A 19,671-nucleotide genomic window follows, 5' to 3' on the forward strand; every position below is an offset into this window, starting at 1 on the left:
ATTATGGGATTTTACGTACCAATCTTAACAGACCACTGGATTTTCGGTCTTTATCTATTGGCGTACTCCACCCGTTAAAGTTGACCGTGTAATAGTACATATAATTGTTGTGTGTTACGGCTGTATCCGATACAACGGTGTGATTCTGATAGGCTTTCCCTCTGTCTCTTAAGCTAAATATCGTATGGTATTCCTGCCAATTGTTATGTTCTAAGGGAGTGTTAATCAGCGCTGCTATCTCTTCGGGATAGGTATTCAGAGAGTGGCTGAACATAGAATATGTCGCTGGTTTACAGTGTTCATTGTAAATGCTTAGCAACTCTTTGATATTGGGTAGCCGCCATGACAGGTTTCGCCCATCTAAGCGTTTACTCTCCAGTTGTATCTGTTCTATCGTCGCTCTACGAATATTTGCATATCCCTCTGTTTGAGTGTCATAGGGCACCGTAGGTTTCCCGATGCAATCAACCTGATTGGCATCAAGTTCTTGGCCTACAAAGCAATAACTCCATTGCAATCCGGTTGCTGCATCATTCACAACTTTATAATCGCCCATATCAGTAGTAATTATCTGTTGGGTGAAGCGTTGATTTGGGTTTAAGTCTGTACCTGTTCTGCACTCTTGGATTACTTCTGTCGTATGTGCTGATAAGGTTACTAACGCTAGGCTTAATGTTAGATATTTCATGAAGTACTCCTTATTATGGCTTTACATAAAAGCCATCACTGACCAAGGTTAGAGGTTTATGATTGCTAGTATCTACGTGCATGGTAATCAACCGCTGTAGAGACAATGCTAGGTAGCCTGATTTATCTAAATTAGGCGCGTCTAGCCACATCGACTTAATGTGTGGGAAATAATGGTGATCGATACCGGAAGGCGCATTTGACATGTTTGATGGCGCATAACTGAAATCAAGCAAGGTGTGAGATTCATGAAAATTTGGCAATCGCCAATTACTTAAACCACAGCGTTGAATGCTATTAAATGTTTGGATTTGTTTGGCGACGGTACACTGGTTAGGGTCAGTCGAAATTTGATTTGTTTCATGTATGGTGCAAGTACCGCCAAACTGAGTAGCTCCATTTGCTGGCTGCATGACAAACATGTTGTCACTGTCATAAATGGTGTAGTCTTCTTCGCCACTACGTTGGTGTTTGGTTTCCCACACAAGACCTGTATGGGCATCTAATACACATGCAAAAGGTAAAGCGTTATAACTTAAATCCTGGCGAGCAAGGGGTTTACCTGCTGCATCTAATTTGAGATAGCGAGCGCCGAGTAAGCCGTCATCGTTAGTGTTTTCAGCTTTACCAGTCAGAGGGTCGCAAGCAGAGCTACTGTCTCTTCCTCGAGAGCTGTCATCTCCATCTAACCCTTCTGTAGTTCGCGAATCAGCTACATGGATATGGCTCGGTGAGTAAGACATTAACGCACTCGGGCTGCCAGTATTGCTTTGCACCCGAATGTAATAGTTCTTGTTAAATTCCAACCCCAAAATGGTGGCTCGCGTGTGGCCTTGTTTATCGATAGCTAAAACATTTCGAGCTTCGATAATCTGATCAAAATGGATTTCATCCCAGCCTAATGTATAGCTAGAAGCACCAAGTTGCTCATCCCATCCTATGGTCACCCAATGTCCCGATTCGTTTTGCCCCTTACCTTCGAGTCTTAGGCCAACCAATTGATTTTCTTGCATTGATTTTTGGCAAGTGACATCAATGGCTGTAACTGGGTAGACTGTAACCCAACTTCCTGGCCGAATTCCGCTAGGGAAGTAATACTGATCGGTTTCCGAATCTTGTAAGCGGTTGGTTATGGTTTGAATGATATGCGAAATATTCACATCTGGGTTTTCTATTAGAACTTTATTGATAGCGTAAATATTGGATATCTTGTTTTGTAGTTCTTCTGCCGAAGGATAAGTATTGCTTCTACTTAGGCTGTATCCACCAAAAGTAATATCCAGTAGCGCCAGTAGATCTTCGTATAACGTTCCACGTTCACCAAGATCTACCGTTGAGGTAAATAACGTCCCATTTGCTTGAAGAGCCATAAATGCAGAGAGAAGCTCAACCTGTTTTCGTGGCATTTGGTTATATCTGTCAGTTATTTCCTGATGTTTAAGAGGGGCAATGTAGTAACTGCCGCCACGTGAAGTTAACGAAGATTTTAAAAGCAGTGCGGCTTTAGCGGTACTGACATAACCCACATTCAGGCGTTCAAACTCTTCATGACTGAGGATTCCATCTTTGTTGCCTTGTTGCTGATCCAACTTAGCAATTTCACAAAATGAACCGAGAACAGACCGAAGTTCAACACCGGTAATTTTATCGCGAAGATGAATCGTCAATGTGTCCTGCATTTCATCAGAAGTATGATCATTTTTTACTAAGCCGGGCTTGCAGTATGAATACAAATTATCAATGTCACGAAGTGCAATGGTAGCCACAAAGCTACTTTCACCACTAAGATCTAATTCTTTGCGCCGCTGGTTTTCGTTATCAATAAGCTCAACAGGTAGATGACGCTCTGGGTGCCTATCTAAAAGCTCTGGTTGATATTTGACTAAGCCGGGATCCGGGTTTGGTCGACTGCCTAGTATAATACTCATCGTGGCCTGTTTAAGTTCTTTGGGGAAACGGCCACTGATTTTTAGGTAACGTTCAGGTGCTAGGGATAAAATAGCGGGTTTTAGTGGATGAGTGTGCCCTGTATTTCTTAAATTCTGTACATGGTTTTGAAATAGATAAGCTTTTTGTGTGTCAGGAGAAAGAACTTTACTAAGCTCCTGATATACGGTAATTGAGTTACGCGCAGGTACAAATTCATTTTGATAATGTTGCCATAATTCTAATGAAGGATTTGAATCGGCAGCTTTTAATATCAGGTTGCCAACTTGTTCAAAGGTTTTGTCTGATATAGGCCATTGCGCTTGCTTGATAGCAATGGTGAATTCCGCAAATCCATTTTCTTCTACCGCTTTTTTGTACTTGTCATAAGCACGGCTCATTTCATCTGCGCTAATCTCGATTTTTGCTTCATTACCTACAGGTATGTCAAACATTCCCATTTTTCTAAGTGAGTCGCTATCGATGGCAATGCTATAGCTTTGTGTAACCGTTTTAGACTCAATTTTTTCGATGAGAGCGGCTCTGTCATACCTGCTAATGACAAGATCAGTGATCTTTGGTTTAAGGAGCATTTGGTAAAAAACGGCTAACTCAAGCACCAGCTGTTGGGAATAAGTGAGTTCATTGTGTATAGCATTGCTCTGATTAACACTGAGGATTAATGGCCCCTGAGTTTTCGAATAATAATGATTGGTATATAACTCATTAAGTTGCGATGTATTGATTTTTATAGCTTTTTTTCATCTGGAGTGTTGAGTGGACCATTGATGTCAGCCCATTGCTCCGGTGTTAAATTAAGTGAGTACTCACCAAAAACCTTATCATTTTGGATATCAATGTGTGTGACTATTTCCTGCTTCTGACTGTCCGTCAGTTTTAGCTGCGCCATTTTACTTTTGTTAGACAAATACTGGCGAACCGCTTCGATTTTTGAGTCATAAGGTAATTGGCTGTAATTACTTAGCTTATCGCTGAGTAGATGTTTAGCCACAATATTGAACGCCATGTTCACAGCATTAAGCGATAATGTTGCTACCTCTTTTTCATCAAGCATCCCATCATCATTACTGTCTCTTTTTATCAGTTGCTCAATCGGAGCTACTTCGGTTTTGAAATATGAAGTCGAAAGCTCATTGATAGAGTTTGTTGGTTGGCTAGAAGCATTATTCTTTTTATTACCTTCGATGGTAATTGGGATGTTAAGGGGCCATTGAGACAGCTGAAGTTTATATTGGTACCGCCCGTCAGCCATTACCTCTTGCCAAGAGTCGCATACTTGGTTTGCACATACCCTAAATGCATATGTTTCGGTTGCTAGGCTGCCTAAAACAGATCCAGAAATTGTTAATGTCTTTCTTGAGAAGGCTGGTAAGGAAGAAGGCAAAATAGCCCCGTTATTATCACCCGAAGAAGAGTTTGTTAATGAAGGAGGCGGGGTTTGTGTCCCTGAATCCTGAGTATTATTGTCCCCTTTGTCTTGGATCTTACCGTCTATTCCAAGCGTATTATTTCCTCCTGTCGGTGGAGAGGTACTTTCTTCATTCTTGGGTTGTTCGCTACAACCTGCCAGCACAAAAATTATCGCACTGCGGGTAATGAGATGTTTAAAGAGCATTATTAGTTCCCTTGCACAATCACGTAAGTAACACGAGATAACGATGCTAAAAATGCGACTAACCACAAAAATAACCATTCATTATTTCGTACTGTAAAAGATGTAAATATTGTTCATATCAATAAATTAGGATTATTAGTCTTATAAATTGATATATTTTGGAGTTATTATATAAATGAGATTGATTTTTACAATGATATTGATAATAATTCTCAAATGTTTTGAATTAACAGTATGAATGTTAGGGGTACTTGAACGGTGAATGACTTTATCACTCTGATTAAGCGCTATTTTGATGATGAAAGTGGGGCTACAGCTATTGAGTATGGAATTCTGGCCGCAGGTTTGGCTGCTGGTATTTTGGCGATTTTTGGTTCGGATGGGCTTTTTATCACTGCTTTGAAAGATAAATTCCAAACTATTATTGATGGGATGAACATGGGTAGTGGTGGAGAGTGATTCTTATTTTTCATTGCAAATTATAACGGCGGGTGTGTTGGCTGTTATTGCTGTGAATGACGTGTTTAAGCGTGAGATACCTAATGTACTACTGCTGTTATTGATGGTTGTAATTGGTGTAAACACTCCGTTTTCTGTCTCCTCTTTGTTGGTTTTTCTATCCATTTTTGCATTTGGTATTTTCGCGTTTCACCATCGTTGGCTTGGTGCAGGGGATTCCAAGTTACTGGCCATATGTGCTTATGCTTCGTTAGAGCAGTGGTATTGGATGTTGATTACAACCGCTTTGTTGGGGGAGTCCTAAGTGTCATTTATGTGGTTTTCAATCGAATGGTTAGGCATGGCGTAATAATCGGAACACCATCCCAAACATTGCCTTATGCAGTAGCAATTAGTGGGGCAGCCATGACAACCATCCACTACATGTAGCTCTTATTCATGAAGAAATTAGTTTTTATTTTACTCAGTGGAATCGTTCTGAGTGGGATGCTTGCATTGCTTTGGTTCAATACCGAACCCAAGCAAAAAGTAGAAACAACCATTGATGAGGTTGTGGAAGAAGCAGTGATTCCTAAAGTATTAGTAGCCAAATATCCGATTCAAGCGGGAGCGTTAATTCGTGCTAAAGATCTTCGCTGGGAATCTCTGACTTCAGATAAAGGAGCAGATCTCAACGAGGTTTTTCTAGAAGGTTTCATCCAGGCTGCTGATATCGAAGGAAGCTTGTTAACCCGTACCGTAAAAGCTAATCAACCCCTAATAATGTCGGATCTTATTCGCCCTGATCAGAGCCAGTATATGTCGGCAATGTTATCCCCCGGAATGCGAGCTGTAACGGTTGAAATGACACTGGCAGGAATGAACTACGACATGCTTCGTCCCGGAAATTTCGTCGACGTGATTTTGACCAGCGAAAACACCCATGCTTCAAATCAGGGGTTTGGTGAGGTCAATAAACATGCAACCAGCGTGATATTACAAAATACGCGTTTATTGGCGATAAACGGCACGCTAACTCATCTTTTGGGTGGATCAAAGCAGCAGAAAGGAACTGAAGATCTTGTTGGGATGAGAGAGACACTTCCGGTCACATTTGAAGTGACTCCTGAAGGCGCGCAACGTCTGTTACTGGCAAAACAGCTTGGTAATCTTTCTTTGATACTGCGTGGTCACCTTGAGCAAGATGCTGCTCAGTCTGAAAGTCCGAAGACGTTATGGGATGAGCAACTGTCTGACAACCATCACCCTTCAGGTAAACCTGAACATTCTGTTCGGATTTTTGCTGGCGCAGAAGTTCGCACTCAAGAAAGAAGTACAACGAGATAAGTCATGATGCTTAGACATATTATTCTTTTAATCGCCTTGGTTGTGCCTTTCTCTACATTGGCAAATTCTGCGCAGAACTCACTTGATTTACACATTAATCAAAATCGCATCATATCCGTCAATGAGGATATTCAGGACATTTTTGTATCAGACCCGAGTGTATTGGTTGTCCATGCGCCTTCAAGTAGACATGTCATGTTGTCAGGTAAAGCTCTGGGCGAGACGGATGTTCTGTTGCTGGGTGGAGGCGCGAAAACTTTAGCGCATTACCAAGTCGCAGTTTCTGCAGATCTATCGGATTTGCAGCGCAGTGTTAGGCATTCGTTTCCAGAAGCGGATGTGCACTTTGCTTATAGCAAAGGGACGATCATTGTGATGGGGGAAGTTGCGAACGCTTTGCAAGCGCACGATATTCTTAGCCTTGCTTCAGGCTTTGCCAAAGGTTTACAGAATAAAGAACAGCAAGATTTAACCGCTGCTCCTCAACAGAGCAGTGCCGGTGGCCGTAGTGAAGGGGTAGCTAAACCTGGTGGTGGCATCGGTATGTATCCACTAGTTGTTAATCAGCTTAAAACATCGGGCAGTGCTCAGGTAAATATTTCCGTCAGAATTGTAGAAATGGAACGTTCGACCAGTGAGCAGTTAGGCTTACGCTGGAGCTCAATTGGCAATATGCGATGGGGAACTTGGGACACGTTACAAACGGCGCTTGGAGTTACTCCCGGAAATAAATTTCCAACCAACACTTTGCCGACTGATGGGCAACACGGCTTGAATGTCATTATTGATGCGTTGGTGGAAAATAGCTTAGTTAATGTGTTGGCTGAACCTAACCTAACGGCGAAATCTGGTGAGGCCGCCACTTTCATGTCTGGTGGTGAATTCCCTTTCCCTGTTGATAACAGTGACGATGGCGTGAGCATCGAATTTAAACGATTTGGTATTTCTCTCGAACTGACACCGACGGTGCTAAGCAATAATCAAATTAGTCTAACGGTGGCTCCGGAAGTGTCTACTCTCAGCCGGGAGCACAGTGTTTCTATTGCCGGTGTTGAAGTTCCCGGTATTGAAAGCCGCAGAGCGACCACAACGATTGAACTGGCCGACGGGCAAAGCTTCGCTCTGGCAGGGTTAGTACGTACCTATCAGGATCACAAGATTGAGTCTTTACCATTTCTGGGCGAAATCCCGATTCTTGCTCCTTTCTTTAGCAGTAATAGTTTCAAAAATTCAGAGAGTGAGTTGGTCATCATTGCCACTGCTCGGCTGGTTGAACCTACCAGTGACCCGAGTGAGTTAACTACGCCGCTTGATCGTTTCCGTCCAGCTAACCGATTTGAACGACTGTTCCTGAGAGATATGGGGGACACCCATGATGACCGCACCCGTTTATTTGGCAACTACGGCTATAACTATTAACAGCAGGTAAATGATATGAGATTAGTTTTAACTGCGTTGGGCCTTCTTTTACTTATGGGGTGCCAGCATCCGTACGAATCAAAGCCACATACCCGCTTTCAGGATCAGCAAACGCTCGAAACAACAGTGAGTCGGCTAGAGCAAGATTTGCTAGCAGCTGTAGCACCTCTAAACCTGCGTGAAGAAGAAGGCTATCTCACCGTGTTGTTGGATGGCGGCCGTCTGGATTCAAAAACACAGCAACGTTTGAAATCACACCTGACGGAGCTCGTTGTTATGCCCGTAGAAATTAGACATCAACCAAATGGTGCGAGTGTGGTTAATGCCGAGGTAACGGTAGATCTGAAGCCAAATACCTGCCGTTTTAACCAGCAAGCTCTGGTGGTTTCGAACTATGCCTGTCAGCAGTTGAGAAATCGCTACTTGAGTGTTGTGAATAAAAAAGCGTGGCATGAAGGAGAACAATATCAGCAGGGAACCAGTGCATTAACCACCGGGGCGGTGCAGCGTCTGTTTGGTAATCAGTTGAAGTCTGCAGAAAGACAACCAGTGACAGGAGAATAGTGGTGGCAGAAAGTGTATTTAATGTTGTTGCTTTTGTTCTCGATGATCACAGCCAGCAAGTATTTGAACAATTAGATAAAAACCTAACAACCCAGAATTTTGAAATACATAAAGGCAGTATTGAAGATGCTCGCCAGTGGTGTGTGAAGCAGGGTGCACCTCATGTACTTATCGTGGATGGTGGTGACTGTATTGGATTGGAAGGTTCACTGAGAAACCTTGCAGAGTACTGTCCACCGCAGATGAAATTGATTGTGCTGGGTAAGAAGCAGGAAGTTTCTCTTTATCGCAGTTTAATGTTTGCTGGCGTTAATGATTATCACACGACGCCACTCGATGTTGATGCAATACGGTTGAGCTTGCTGCATTTGCAAGGCTACCAGATTGCCAAACCTTTGCGACAGGGAAGGGTTATTTGTGTTTTAGGCAGTACGGGCGGATGTGGTGCTAGCACCATTGCGGCCAACCTTGGGTATTTTCTTGCCGAAACTCAGAATCAGTTTGTTGCACTGGTTGATTTTGATTTGTTCCACAGTCAGCACCCAATACTGCTAGGTACGGATTATGACCCGCATCTAGAGAATATTATTGAGGATGCGGAGCGTATTGATGAAACCTTGTTGGCACACAGCAGCCATCAACTGACGGATCGTCTACATCTATTCTACGGTCAGGACAGCCAGCTTCCCCATGATGACGCTGACCAACCAGTACAAGTGGTACAAGCGTTAGCGGAGCACTATGCGACGGTTATTGTTGATGTTCCCGACTTGAATCACCCAGCGATGAGGGCGATTTTGGCTCAGGCAGACAACTGCATTTTTGTTACAGACTACAGCCTGAACAGCTTTCGCTATTTAACCAAACTAACAGTCAACGCACCGGTGAAAACTCAGCGCCAAATCTTAGTCGGTAACTTATGCCGAAATGCAAAAGGTCGAGTGCCTAAGCAAGAGATGTCAAAAACACTCGGTTTGGATATAAGTGTTGAACTACCTTTTGATGCAAAAGCGATGGAAAAATCAGAGCGAGAGGGAGTACCTCTATTAACTGTGCGTACAAAATTGAGCAAGAAAATAACTCAGTTGGGTCAGTTGCTAGGGGCTCTTCTACAGAGCGCAAAGGGTAAGCCAATGTTTAAGCAAGAACTGTTGTCCCAACAGGCTCGTAGCTCTCAACTGCTATCTATGTCTGATGAGGCTAAATCAGCTTTTTATGAGTTAGTCGATCCGTCTGTCGCTGCCACTCTGGGGCGTGTTGAACTGTTGCCAAGAGTGAAAGATGCCCTGAGCATTATTTCAGGCAGAAAAATGCTGCCTTACAACCGTCAAGAGTTGTCAGTTTTGGCCTTACAGCTTGTTGATGAAATGGTAGGCATTGGTCCTATACAGCCTTTACTCGATGATCCTGAAGTTTCCGATATTCTGGTTAACGGGCCTGAAACCATCTATATCGAACGACGCGGCAAGTTGGAGAAAACGGACATTCGTTTTCGCGATTCAAAGCATGTGCTTAATGTAGCTCAGCGTATTGTGAATGCGATTGGACGTAGGGTAGATGAATCTAATCCTATGGTGGATGCCCGTTTAAAAGATGGCAGTCGTGTCAATGTGATTGCGCCTCCTTTAGCGCTGCATGGCACCTGTATTTCTATTCGTAAATTTCCAGCCAATAAGCTGATGCTCTCTCATTTGGTGGACAACGATAGTTTGTCCGCCCAGATGGCAGAGTTTCTGGCTCTTGCAACTTATTGCCGTTGCAACATCTTAATTTCTGGTGGTACTGGCTCAGGAAAAACAACCTTGTTGAATGCACTTAGCCGTCACATCAGTGAAGACGAACGAATTCTAACCATTGAAGATGCCGCAGAACTTTCTCTGGCTCAACCTCATTGGGTTCCGCTTGAAACTCGTAATGCGAGCTCAGAAGGAAATGGTGAAGTGACGGTTCGTGATTTGGTGAAAAACGCTTTGCGTATGCGTCCGGATAGGATTGTTTTAGGTGAAGTTCGTGGTGCAGAAGCATTTGATATGTTGCAGGCCATGAACACTGGTCATGACGGTTCTTTATGTACTTTGCATGCGAACAATCCGCAGGATGCGATTGTACGACTGACCAATATGCTCCAGATGGGCGGGGAGCGTTTATCGGATCACATTATTCGTAGCCAAATTGTCAGTGCAATCGACTTAGTCGTTCAGTTAGAGCGAATGCGTGATGGTCATCGCCGTATAACAGCGATAAGTGAAGTGACTGGAATTAAAGGTGAGGACATTGTACTCAACCCTGTTTTTCGCTTCGAGCTGATACGTGCTGAGCAGCAGAATATTCATGGTCGATTTAACTCTTATTCAGTGTCACCAACTCTTATAGAAAAAGCGGCGCATTTCGCCAAAGAAGACGCTCTTCTTCAATGTATGGAGCGTTGTGAATGATCTGGTTGATTTATATGGCGGCAGGTTGGTTACTGATAGGTACCGTTGTCTGGCGCTACATTGAACATCAGGAAGTTTGGCGTAATCAGTTAAAACGTTATGCCTTGCTTGAGCTGGAGTGTGGTTCAAATGAAACCCAACTTCCTTGGTATGGTTGGCTGTGGTATCAAAACCTGCAAACGTTCGTTAGCCCGAAGAAACTTAAGCAAAGCAAACTGCTTTTATCTGTTTCCATTTTCGTTGCGCCGTCAGTGCTTTGTTTTAACGGTATGGACTGGTATGCAGCGATACCCTTGTCATTCATTACTGCCATCGTAGTGGTGTGGTTTAGCTATCAACAGTTACAGCAAAGAGCAAAAGACAAGTTTCGCGATGAATTACCCGATGTGATCGATGGATTGATTCGGGCTCTGCGCGTCGGTGCGCCAATGGCAGATGTTTTACTTGAAATCGCTCAGCAGCATCAGGATGTGACGGCTCGTTTGTTTACTAAGATACACGATGAACTGAGAGTCGGTCAGAGTCTTGATGAAGTGATGAAGGCAGCAGCGCAGCGTATGCCAATTGCTGAATTTCGTTTCCTGACCATAGTGCTGAGTCTGCAGCAGGAAACAGGGGGGCGTTTAACTGGGGTTCTAGAAAGACTTGGGCACACCCTGAGAGCAAGAGCCGAATTAAATGCCAGTATTCAAAGTATTACTTCTGAATCAAGAAACTCAGCAAAGGTACTGGCGGCTTTGCCCGTGCTTGTCTGTTTAGTTCTATTTTCCACAGGCCGAGAGCATTTTGACTTTTTGATGACGTCATCTGGAGGTCAGGTAGTGATGGCTTATGTTGTGGGCAGCATTCTTGGTGGACTGCTGTTGATTCGACGTATGACTCAGCTTAAGGGGTGATGGATGATTCTTAGCCCCGTACTGCTCTGTTTATTGACTGTTGGCGCTGTGTGTATGGCGGTATTGATGTGGTTACTGCTGTTCCGTCAGTCTGAAGTCGCTTGGCAATTGCAGTGTCAGCGGTATTCACATTTAAGCCAAAATAGCGTCGTTAAGTCTGATAGTTCGTCATTTTTTACATCTCTTGGCTCCCTATATCCCGTATCAGAAAAGGAAACGGAACGTCTGAAACAGATGCTGGAACATGCGGGTATATCTGGTTCATCGGTTTTGCTCACGGTATTAGGCACCAAGCTATTCCTTGGTTTAATCAGTGTTGTTTTAGGTCTTATTTGGCAAGCCGTTGAGGGTGAGTTAATGGGGGCATATACAGTTATGGTGGTTCTCATTGGTTATGTGCTCGGCTCCAACTTACCTGAGTATTGGTTGCGGCGTCAGGCTACACAAGCTCAGCAAAAACAGCAGCAAGCTGTACCTGATGCGATAGACCTTATGGTGATTAGTGTTGAAGCAGGTCTATCACTTGAGCGAGCTCTGGAAAAGGTGGGGTTGTACCTTCTTGATGTCGAACCCATGCTCGCTCGGCAGATGCTTCGTACTTACGCTGAAATTCAGGTTAGAGGCGAACCAGCACAGTGCTTAAAAAAATTAGCATGGCGAACGGGTTTAAGAGAGCTTGAGCGTTTGGCGAATACTCTGGCGATGGCAGAACGATACGGTTCACCTTTGGCGGAGACAATGCGCACGATAAGCAATGATGCTCGGCAATCAAGAAAAATGTCATTGCAGGAACAGGCTGGCAAGTTGCCGGGGCGTATTACTCTGATTCAAATGGCACTCATTATGTTGCCTTTGATGGTCTTGATTGTCGCACCAACCATGAACTTATTACTGGAGAGTTTAAAATGATGAATGGTCATGTTTTACGTATGTGGGCATTGATTTTTGTAAGCTCGCTGCTTGTCGGATGTGCGACACCAGGCAAAGTCAAAAAGCAGACAGAATCGAATAACCGGGTATTAGCCGAAGCAGCCTTTAATTATGCTCAGTATGACAAAGCAGAGGCCCAATATTTAGCATTACTTGAGCTATCACCTGAGAATTTGCACTATCAAATGATGCTGGGTCGAAGCCAGTATCATCAAGATAAGAAGCAAACGGCTATCGCCAAACTGCGTTATGTGTGTGCCAGTGATGATGCTATCGCGGCTGAGTCTTGTGTGTATTTGGGGCGTTTTTTACTTACTGAGGGCAGAGAGTCAGAGGCGGTGGCTGCGTATCAGCTTGGAGTATCAAAAGCCAAAGACACTCATGTTAAGGCTCAGTTACATAATGGTCTTGGTGTCGCGTTATTGGCTAATCATCCAAAGCAAGCGCGTTCAGAGTTAGAGCACGCAATCTTATTGTCGCCTGATGAACCCTATTTCCGCTCTAATCTGGCCGTTAGCTATCTTCATAACAACCAAGTGAAAAAAGCTCGTGAAGTGTTTTCACCGCTATTGGCTTATCAACAACTTCCTCTTCAGGTGGAACTGAATTTTGCGTTGTTGCTATTGGCCGAAGGAAATGAGAACGAAGCCAGAGCTTTGCTTTCTCGTCATCTTCCAGCGAGCGAAGTAGAAAGAGATATCGAGGTTTTGATTTCTCGTCTTGCTGTTATCCGAGATGAGAAATGAGAGCGTATTGTCAGTCGCAACGTGGAGTGATCAGTATTGAAACCGCACTGTTATTGCCTGCTGTGCTGGCAGTGTTACTCGCGTTTTTCGATATAACCCGTATTCATTTGCAATACAGTCTGCTTGAGCATGCGATGCGCCATTCTCTGCGTGTTCTGATTGCTGAAGATTGGCGTAAACAGCCACTCAATATTGGCATAGTACAAAACATGATTGTGCGTAATAGCTATGGCTTTATTGACAGGGTTGACGTTGATATCACGCGTTACAACTCTTTGTCTGAGCTGCTTAACGTTGATGAAGAAGAGGAAGAGTCGAGTCGAGTTTTTCGTCCTGCTGATCCAGTATTTCGAGTCTCCGCAACCTTGACGACTCAGCTCGAGTTCAGCCCTTTAGCCGCCTTGTACTCAGAGCCGCTGGTGTTTCGTAGCACAGTTATTGCCTCCCAAGACTTACTGTTTGACTAGCTATGAAACGATACCTTTATTTGAACTCCAAGGCTCGACGCATACGCGGCAGTGTGAGCCTCGAAGTAACACTTATATTACCGATGTTGCTGACGATTATTGTCGCTGCCTCGGAGGTTCTCACTATTTTTCGAGTTGAACAGCGGTTGGTTAACCTTAACTACAACATTCTCGAGATGGTCGGTAACCGAAGTACGTTAACTTTAGACAACAACGTGGCTCAACTGCCTTATTTTAAAACGTTTGCCGAGACAGAGCTTTCTTACATTGCTCAAGGAACGGCGCACCTATCCATTGCTATGCACAATGCTGCGACCAATGAAACGACGCCTATCACAGTGAGTCCTCAGTGTCCTCTGACTCATGGCTGGCCTGATTTTGAGTTGGGTAACTTAGTTGAAGTAGCTATCTGTTTTACACCAGATGAAAAGGTGAGTAACAACGCTGTTTGGAAACTTTGGCCAACTGGGCGTTTCTACTCGCACATGATTAGGGAGATCAACTGATGTTGAGAGCTTCGCTCGTATCTTTTGGCTTCAATAAGCAAAGCGGTGTTATTTCGGCATCTGCAGCGATTTTTCTTACGGGTATGTTGACCTTTTTCAGCTTCGTCCTGTTGGTCGTTGTGAACAGCACAGCTAGTAGCCGACTTTCCATGTTAGCTGATGCAATTCTGTATTCTTCATCGGACAGTGTCAGTGCTATTCAGGATGCCAATCAGTTGTTGGATGCCAACGTTGGCGAAGAAAATAGTGGACTGTCTTCGCCAGATAGTCAGCTTAAAGTCGAGGATGAAAATACCCAAGTCACAGTTTCTGGGAAATTAAAAGCTGGCCAGTTCGCGCTTAATGAAGAACTGGTTTCGGGGGATTTACAACTGAGTCATCAGGCTGGTGCTCGTTTGCATCAAACCACGTTAGAAATCGTCATCATGCTTGACGTATCAGGCTCAATGGAAGGTGCACCTATGTCTTTAGCCATCAAAGGGCTAAAGGATTTTGCAGACATTTTATATGAAGAAGAAAGGCGTAATTTAAGTAAAACCATCAGCATCGTTCCTGCTACAGGTTTAATCAATATTGGTTGGCAACCACATTTTATGAAGACAAGTGCGATAGCCATACCGAGAGGGCTACGACCACTAGCAAAAGAGCAGGGATGGAAAAACTTACTCAGTCCAGGGGTGCCTGGACGTCGGCGACAAGCGATGTGTATGGCGTTACCGGAAAAACAGGATGGCATGACTAAGGCAGGACTTATTCATTCAGATTGGATCCGCAGTCTTGAAAAAGGTCCTAAAGAGCAAAATCTGCGCTTCTATTTAGAAACAGAAAAAAAGCCACCTAGTGCTGAATATAAAAACGGCATGCCATTGTATGCGCATTATCCAAGTATTAATTACCCATCCTATAACCCTGATTGGAAACACGCTCTTGCTCTGTTTGATTCGATTGATTGTGGCGTAAGCCGTATCCAGCCATGGAAGTCTAACCATCGGGAATTTGTTGAGAGCCTCGATAGCCTGTATCCGGAAATGAATACCAATAATGCTGAAGGCGTAATGTGGGCCTGGCGTTTGTTGTCGCCCAACTGGCGCGGGCAATGGGATAAGAGCAAGAAAGAGTTACCACGAGATTATGGCTTGGAAACGAATAAAAAAGTCATGGTGTTATTTACGGACGGTGACCACTTAATTGATCGTGAAGTCAGAGACAGAAAACAAGCAATGCTGTGCCGAGAGATGAAACGCAAAGGCATAGAGATTATCTCTGTTGATTTTAACAACCGCTCTCCTGCTGTGGAATCGTGTGCCAGCCATGGTCAGTATTATCAGGCTAACAACCGAACCATTAGAACAGTATTACAACAAGTTGCCACCACTCTGAACAAGATTCAACTGGTGGAATAACCTATATCTAGAAAGGAAAAATATGTCTTATCGCGAAGAACAATTAGAGCGTCTACCAGCTCGTATACAGGCGTTTATAGAACAGTTCTCGACCGCTCAACTGAGTACTGTTGATGATAAAGGGATACCTTTAGCCAGCTACGGACCGTTTGTTCGACAAGGAAATGACTTCATCATGCTGCTTAGCACAGTGTCAAAACATGCACGTAACCTACAGTGTCATCCTAAAGCCTCGCTAATGCTGGTGGAGCCAGAAGATAAAGCCCGCCATCTCTTTGCGCGTGAGCGTTTAGTGATCGATTGTGATGTTGTTCATATCGATAAGGCTCATCAGGAAGCCGCTCCTCTCAAACTTCAGATGAAAGCTACCTTTGGGGATATTGTTGAGCAGCTTTGTGGAATGAAAGACTTCAGTTTCTACCGCTTTGTTCCTAAGTCTGGCAACTATGTGAAAGGTTTTGGGCAAGCGTTCCTACTCGATCGTCATATGCAGCAAGCTATTCATTTAACGGAAGGGCATACGGAAGAAACGCCAGCTTGAGTTCAATGAGAAGCTGTGAAGGAAACTTCTACCAATAAATAGAGCGATAGACATAGAGCCACCATCCAAAGGCGGCGCTTCTATTTGCGATAGCAACCTCAAAAGATAATTAACATGATAAGAAGATATACCTATTTAAGTATTGGTCTCATTGCGACTGTGTTTGGTATGGTCGGTGTTTTTCTTCCTTTATTACCAACAGTGCCTTTTGTTTTACTGGCACTTTACTGTTTTAGCGTTAGTTCGCCTCGCTTTCAGCGTTGGTTACTGGCCAATCGACTATTAGGACCAACGCTACGTAACATCAAAGAGAACCTTGGATTAACTATTCAAGAGAAGATCAGAGTCTTGGTTCTGGTATGGGTTTCAATTTTGGCTACGGCATTTGGTTTATTAAGTGATAGACCATCGGCACAAGTAACGTTGATCGCAATTGCTTTGATCGAGACCTATGTGATTGTGAAGTACAAAACACGGTTTGAAGCGAGTGAGGGGCAATCATGATAGGTGCTGTTCCTCAATCTGCGAAACCATGGTTAATTAAAACAGTTGGTAGTGGTATTACCGTTATTCTTGCGTTGGTTGCTCAGTATTGGTTAGTCAGTCAGGTGTTTGCTAATGAGTTTTTGCAAACAGCCCATTGGATTGCTTTGGCGATAAGTGTTTTATTGGCCAGTCGATTTTTCCTCATTATTTGGCATCGTTCTCTAGGCGCCGGAACTTCAGCCGAGGTCAAACAAAGCATACGTACTCGTCTACTAGATAAATTGTCGCGGCTGCAACCTTCACAGCTCACTCCGGAGTTACGTGGAAAGCTCAACTACTTATTAGGCGAAGGTATCGAGGTGCTTGATTTATATTGGGGATTGTTTGTTCCCCAGTTTTTCATTGGCCTGCTTGGTCCTCTGCTTGTTTGTGTATTTATTGCGTTAATTGATCCATTTTCTGGTTCCGTTCTCCTGTTCATGATTCCTGTCATCCCCGCTATTTTAATGTTGGTTTTCAAGAGGTTTGCCAGTGTTAGCGCAACATACAAACACAATCTTGCGTTGTTAACAGAGCTCTTTACTCAAAGCTTGCATGGCTTACCTGTGCTGAAGTTGTATCAGCATTCTCAGGCATGGGGAGGAACAATTGAACAACACGGTGCGAAGCTACGACGCTCGACTATGTCTCTATTGAAAACGAACCAACTGGTTATTCTTCTTGTTGATTTGCTTTTTTCTCTCGGCACGATTATCGCCGCGTCTTTATTGGCAATTACTCGTTATCACGCCGGAATTATAGAAGCGAGTACTGCGGCATTTATTATTCTTGCTAGCGTGGAGTTGATTCGTCCTCTGTCGTTGATGGGCGCTTTTTTCTTCGCAGGGGCTCTGGGGCGTGAAGTTCAATCTGATGTTCTCAGCGTTTTATCGATGCCAGAAAATAATGAAGACTATCCGGTGCCTAGTGGTGAAAACGTGGTGCTTGATATCCAATCGCTTAGCTTTGGTTATTCTTCAACATCTCAATTGTTTAGTGAGTTTAATTTAACCGTTCAGAAAGGCGAATTGGTTGTTGTTTGCGGCCAGAGTGGCTGCGGTAAATCAACGTTATTCAAGTTGATTCGAGGACAACTAGAACCAGATAGTGGTGTTATTGCCAAACAATCAGTGGGTTACCTACAACAAGTTCCCTATATTTTTGATGGTACAGTCGAAGAGAACTGCCGCTTTGCCGCAGTAGACACGTCACAACATGATATTCAGGACGCATTGAAGCGCTCGGGGCTTGAAGAGTGGGGGGTGTGTTCCGATGGTTTGCGCTACCCACTAGGGGAAGGCGGGAAGTATATATCAGGTGGTCAAGCTGCAAGAGTTGGTTTGAGCCGTGCGCTGTTGTCTTCTCAACCTTTATTGTTGATTGATGAGCCGACGCGTCAACTGGATGAATTGGCAGAGTTAAAAGTCATTGATGCTTTGCATCAGATGAAAAGGAACTCGGGGCTTCTCGTTATTAGTCATTCTCCAAAGCTAATTGAGAGCGCAGACCGTTTAATCGATTTAGGTGCTTGTAGTTCTAACGCTAAATGTCGTGAGGTGGCTTTGTGATTATTAGGTTATTAAATTTTGCCAGACCGCATTGGCTTCCTTTAAGCGTATCTTTGGCGTGTCGAGTACTAAACCAATTGGGCACAATTGCGATTCTCGTCGTGGCAGGACACTACGCACAGCAATTGTTTGATGGAGAACAAACTTTCCTTTGGCAACAACTCATATGGCCTTTGTTAGTCATTGGCGTAGGGAAAGCTTTCTGTCGATATATAGAACAATTATCGGGACACAATGCTGCATTTCGTATTCAAGAAGATTTACGAAATCAAGTCTATTGGCAATTAGAATCTCAAGCTCCTGACAATATTCATCTTCTTTCTACAGGAGATCTGACCGCTAGAGTTGTTTCGGACATTGAGCGTATAGAAGTCTTTTATGCCCACACCATTATTCCTGTGTTATCGGCGCTGATTGTTTCAGCCTTCGTTACCTACTATGGCTACCTTCTGTCAGGATCAGTGGCATTGATTTTATGCGGTTTACTACTAGTTGTAGGCTTGTTCATTCCTAGTTGGCACCTGATGCGGAGTTACACTTTAGGAAGCACTCTTCGCCGTGAGTTTGGTCAGCTTAACTCTCGATTGACGGACATCGTTGCTGGGGTAAGTGAAATCCAAAACTGGCACGCAATGAAATTCTTTCAACAACAAGTGTCTGATCAGGGGAAGCAGCTACAGCAATACCATAATCAATTGGCAAAACGTAACGGCCTCAAAGATGCGTTAACTGATTTGGTCATCGGTTTAGGTTTCTTGGGGTTTGTATTGCAAGTTTGGTGGCTAGAAGGAGAGGTATCTCTGCCTCTTTTATGTCTGTATGCCGGAGCGTTTGGGCCTGCTCTTGCGCTGACCCGGACATTCGAAGATTTGCCACAAACTTTCCCCGCATGCGTGCGTGTTTTGTCGATGCTTACAAAGAGCTCTGATTCTGCTAAACCTGAGTGTAATAAAGTTAAGAAAGCAGAACCGAGCAACACTCTACTAAAAGTTGACCAACTGAGGCATCAATATCCAGAACGTTCCGATGGGTTATTCAGGGATATATCTTTGGAATTGAACGCGAATCAATATGTCATTATTCAGGGAGAAAGTGGCAGTGGTAAAACCACGCTGTTGCGCTACTTAGCTGCAATTTATACCTCCGACCAAGGTTCTCTGTCTTTCAATGGAGAGTTAATTGATCACTCGAATCGATTAGCTATGTGGCAGAACTGCTGTTACATACCTCAGCAGACAATCATCTTTCCAGCGAGTTTGCGCTACAACCTGTGTTTGGGCCAAGAGTACAGTGATGAGATGTTGGTAAAAGCGCTCCAGCTCGTTTGCCTCGAACCCTTGTACCTCGCATTGGAGCAGGGACTGGATACTGAGCTTGGTTTAAATGGTTCGAGAGTCAGTGGTGGAGAAGCTCAGCGCATCGCACTAGCAAGAGCGTGGTTGAGGGATGCTTCTGTTTACTTATTGGACGAGGCATTTAGCGCTCTGGATAAACAGACTGAGAAAGAGATACGGCACAGGCTTGAAAGCCACTGGAAAAATAAGTTGGTGGTGGAAATTGCTCATCAGGCTGAAGAGGTGAGCCAACGTTGTCAATATTGGCAATTGCAGGATGGAAAACTGATTTGTTAAATAATA

General features: G+C 44.0%; 19 protein-coding genes and 1 pseudogene. 17 read left to right on the top strand and 3 right to left on the bottom strand.

Annotated features, from left to right (window positions below):
• Window position 1 precedes the first annotated feature (1 nt).
• From P4S58_RS15600 to P4S58_RS15610, 3 genes are all read right to left on the bottom strand, one after another.
• Window positions 2-688, bottom strand: coding sequence for an Lcl domain-containing protein (locus P4S58_RS15600; protein WP_102964120.1), 687 nt, complete (start codon window positions 686-688; stop codon window positions 2-4).
• A 13-nt stretch (window positions 689-701) separates the two neighbouring features.
• Window positions 702-3,068 carry an Lcl domain-containing protein gene (locus tag P4S58_RS15605; RefSeq protein ID WP_337164456.1) on the bottom strand — a complete coding sequence of 789 codons (2,367 nt, stop codon included), beginning with the start codon at window positions 3,066-3,068 and terminating at the stop codon, window positions 702-704.
• A 293-nt stretch (window positions 3,069-3,361) separates the two neighbouring features.
• On the bottom strand, window positions 3,362-4,249 hold the full coding sequence (locus tag P4S58_RS15610) for a hypothetical protein (protein WP_337164458.1): 888 nt from the start codon (window positions 4,247-4,249) through the stop codon (window positions 3,362-3,364).
• Between the two features lie 258 nt (window positions 4,250-4,507).
• Here P4S58_RS15610 and P4S58_RS15615 point away from each other — a divergent pair, with 258 nt between their 5' ends.
• The 17 genes and pseudogenes from P4S58_RS15615 to P4S58_RS15695 all read left to right on the top strand — a co-directional run bounded on the left by P4S58_RS15615 (window position 4,508) and on the right by P4S58_RS15695 (window position 19,665).
• Window positions 4,508-4,708 carry a Flp family type IVb pilin gene (locus tag P4S58_RS15615; RefSeq protein ID WP_237292787.1) on the top strand — a complete coding sequence of 67 codons (201 nt, stop codon included), beginning with the start codon at window positions 4,508-4,510 and terminating at the stop codon, window positions 4,706-4,708.
• 13 nt (window positions 4,709-4,721) lie between these two features.
• Window positions 4,722-5,012, top strand: coding sequence for a prepilin peptidase (locus P4S58_RS15620; protein ID WP_337164459.1), 291 nt, complete (start codon window positions 4,722-4,724; stop codon window positions 5,010-5,012).
• 134 nt (window positions 5,013-5,146) lie between these two features.
• Complete coding sequence (cpaB, locus tag P4S58_RS15625; RefSeq protein ID WP_102964123.1) at window positions 5,147-6,034, top strand: Flp pilus assembly protein CpaB; 888 nt, start codon at window positions 5,147-5,149, stop codon at window positions 6,032-6,034.
• Window positions 6,035-6,037: 3 nt separating this feature from the next.
• A complete protein-coding gene (locus tag P4S58_RS15630) occupies window positions 6,038-7,453 on the top strand; it encodes a type II and III secretion system protein family protein (protein ID WP_281252110.1) in 1,416 nt (471 codons plus the stop codon).
• 15 nt (window positions 7,454-7,468) lie between these two features.
• Window positions 7,469-8,017 carry a pilus assembly protein FlpD gene (locus tag P4S58_RS15635; protein ID WP_102964124.1) on the top strand — a complete coding sequence of 183 codons (549 nt, stop codon included), beginning with the start codon at window positions 7,469-7,471 and terminating at the stop codon, window positions 8,015-8,017.
• A 296-nt stretch (window positions 8,018-8,313) separates the two neighbouring features.
• Window positions 8,314-8,877, top strand: a pseudogene (locus P4S58_RS15640) (AAA family ATPase); the annotation flags it as partial.
• A gap of 273 nt (window positions 8,878-9,150) precedes the next feature.
• Complete coding sequence (locus P4S58_RS15645) at window positions 9,151-10,452, top strand: CpaF family protein (RefSeq protein ID WP_102964126.1); 1,302 nt, start codon at window positions 9,151-9,153, stop codon at window positions 10,450-10,452.
• Window positions 10,449-11,348 (top strand): type II secretion system F family protein, encoded by a 900-nt coding sequence (locus tag P4S58_RS15650; RefSeq protein WP_102964127.1) that lies wholly within the window; start codon window positions 10,449-10,451, stop codon window positions 11,346-11,348. Before P4S58_RS15645 ends, P4S58_RS15650 begins: the two co-directional genes overlap by 4 nt.
• A 3-nt stretch (window positions 11,349-11,351) precedes the next feature.
• Entirely contained in the window at window positions 11,352-12,257 is a 906-nt protein-coding gene (locus tag P4S58_RS15655; RefSeq protein WP_102964128.1) for a type II secretion system F family protein, read from the top strand.
• Entirely contained in the window at window positions 12,254-13,024 is a 771-nt protein-coding gene (locus P4S58_RS15660) for a tetratricopeptide repeat protein (protein WP_337164460.1), read from the top strand. The genes P4S58_RS15655 and P4S58_RS15660 overlap by 4 nt, the downstream gene beginning before the upstream one ends.
• Window positions 13,021-13,491: a TadE/TadG family type IV pilus assembly protein gene (locus P4S58_RS15665; RefSeq protein ID WP_102964129.1), complete on the top strand. Its 471-nt coding sequence runs from the start codon at window positions 13,021-13,023 to the stop codon at window positions 13,489-13,491. The genes P4S58_RS15660 and P4S58_RS15665 overlap by 4 nt, the downstream gene beginning before the upstream one ends.
• 2 nt (window positions 13,492-13,493) lie before the next feature.
• Window positions 13,494-13,997, top strand: coding sequence for a hypothetical protein (locus P4S58_RS15670; protein WP_102964130.1), 504 nt, complete (start codon window positions 13,494-13,496; stop codon window positions 13,995-13,997).
• A complete protein-coding gene (locus tag P4S58_RS15675; RefSeq protein ID WP_102964131.1) occupies window positions 13,997-15,400 on the top strand; it encodes a VWA domain-containing protein in 1,404 nt (467 codons plus the stop codon). The genes P4S58_RS15670 and P4S58_RS15675 overlap by 1 nt, the downstream gene beginning before the upstream one ends.
• A gap of 22 nt (window positions 15,401-15,422) precedes the next feature.
• On the top strand, window positions 15,423-15,941 hold the full coding sequence (locus P4S58_RS15680) for a HugZ family pyridoxamine 5'-phosphate oxidase (protein ID WP_102964132.1): 519 nt from the start codon (window positions 15,423-15,425) through the stop codon (window positions 15,939-15,941).
• 114 nt (window positions 15,942-16,055) lie between these two features.
• A complete protein-coding gene (locus P4S58_RS15685) occupies window positions 16,056-16,445 on the top strand; it encodes a YbaN family protein (protein ID WP_102964133.1) in 390 nt (129 codons plus the stop codon).
• Entirely contained in the window at window positions 16,442-18,034 is a 1,593-nt protein-coding gene (locus P4S58_RS15690) for an ABC transporter ATP-binding protein/permease (protein WP_102964134.1), read from the top strand. Before P4S58_RS15685 ends, P4S58_RS15690 begins: the two co-directional genes overlap by 4 nt.
• Window positions 18,031-19,665, top strand: a complete 1,635-nt coding sequence (locus tag P4S58_RS15695) for an amino acid ABC transporter ATP-binding/permease protein (protein WP_102964135.1) — start codon at window positions 18,031-18,033, stop codon at window positions 19,663-19,665. The genes P4S58_RS15690 and P4S58_RS15695 overlap by 4 nt, the downstream gene beginning before the upstream one ends.
• The last annotated feature ends 6 nt before the right edge of the window (window positions 19,666-19,671 follow it).

Source organism: Vibrio sp. Hal054 (genome assembly GCF_037162405.1).
Lineage (GTDB): Bacteria > Pseudomonadota > Gammaproteobacteria > Enterobacterales > Vibrionaceae > Vibrio > Vibrio diazotrophicus.

Excerpts from the sequence above, each read along its gene's own strand:
- P4S58_RS15660 (WP_337164460.1), top strand. The coding sequence starts at position 12,254 with ATGATGAATGGTCATGTTTTACGTATGTGGGCATTGATTTTTGTAAGC.
- P4S58_RS15605 (WP_337164456.1), bottom strand. The coding sequence starts at position 3,068 with ATGTTTGACATACCTGTAGGTAATGAAGCAAAAATCGAGATTAGCGCA.
- P4S58_RS15670 (WP_102964130.1), top strand. The coding sequence starts at position 13,494 with ATGAAACGATACCTTTATTTGAACTCCAAGGCTCGACGCATACGCGGC.
- P4S58_RS15645 (WP_102964126.1), top strand. The coding sequence starts at position 9,151 with ATGTTTAAGCAAGAACTGTTGTCCCAACAGGCTCGTAGCTCTCAACTG.
- P4S58_RS15635 (WP_102964124.1), top strand. The coding sequence starts at position 7,469 with ATGAGATTAGTTTTAACTGCGTTGGGCCTTCTTTTACTTATGGGGTGC.
- P4S58_RS15600 (WP_102964120.1), bottom strand. The coding sequence starts at position 688 with ATGAAATATCTAACATTAAGCCTAGCGTTAGTAACCTTATCAGCACAT.
- P4S58_RS15610 (WP_337164458.1), bottom strand. The coding sequence starts at position 4,249 with ATGCTCTTTAAACATCTCATTACCCGCAGTGCGATAATTTTTGTGCTG.
- P4S58_RS15690 (WP_102964134.1), top strand. The coding sequence starts at position 16,442 with ATGATAGGTGCTGTTCCTCAATCTGCGAAACCATGGTTAATTAAAACA.
- P4S58_RS15680 (WP_102964132.1), top strand. The coding sequence starts at position 15,423 with ATGTCTTATCGCGAAGAACAATTAGAGCGTCTACCAGCTCGTATACAG.
- P4S58_RS15685 (WP_102964133.1), top strand. The coding sequence starts at position 16,056 with ATGATAAGAAGATATACCTATTTAAGTATTGGTCTCATTGCGACTGTG.
- P4S58_RS15630 (WP_281252110.1), top strand. The coding sequence starts at position 6,038 with ATGATGCTTAGACATATTATTCTTTTAATCGCCTTGGTTGTGCCTTTC.
- P4S58_RS15655 (WP_102964128.1), top strand. The coding sequence starts at position 11,352 with ATGATTCTTAGCCCCGTACTGCTCTGTTTATTGACTGTTGGCGCTGTG.
- cpaB (WP_102964123.1), top strand. The coding sequence starts at position 5,147 with ATGAAGAAATTAGTTTTTATTTTACTCAGTGGAATCGTTCTGAGTGGG.
- P4S58_RS15675 (WP_102964131.1), top strand. The coding sequence starts at position 13,997 with ATGTTGAGAGCTTCGCTCGTATCTTTTGGCTTCAATAAGCAAAGCGGT.
- P4S58_RS15665 (WP_102964129.1), top strand. The coding sequence starts at position 13,021 with ATGAGAGCGTATTGTCAGTCGCAACGTGGAGTGATCAGTATTGAAACC.
- P4S58_RS15650 (WP_102964127.1), top strand. The coding sequence starts at position 10,449 with ATGATCTGGTTGATTTATATGGCGGCAGGTTGGTTACTGATAGGTACC.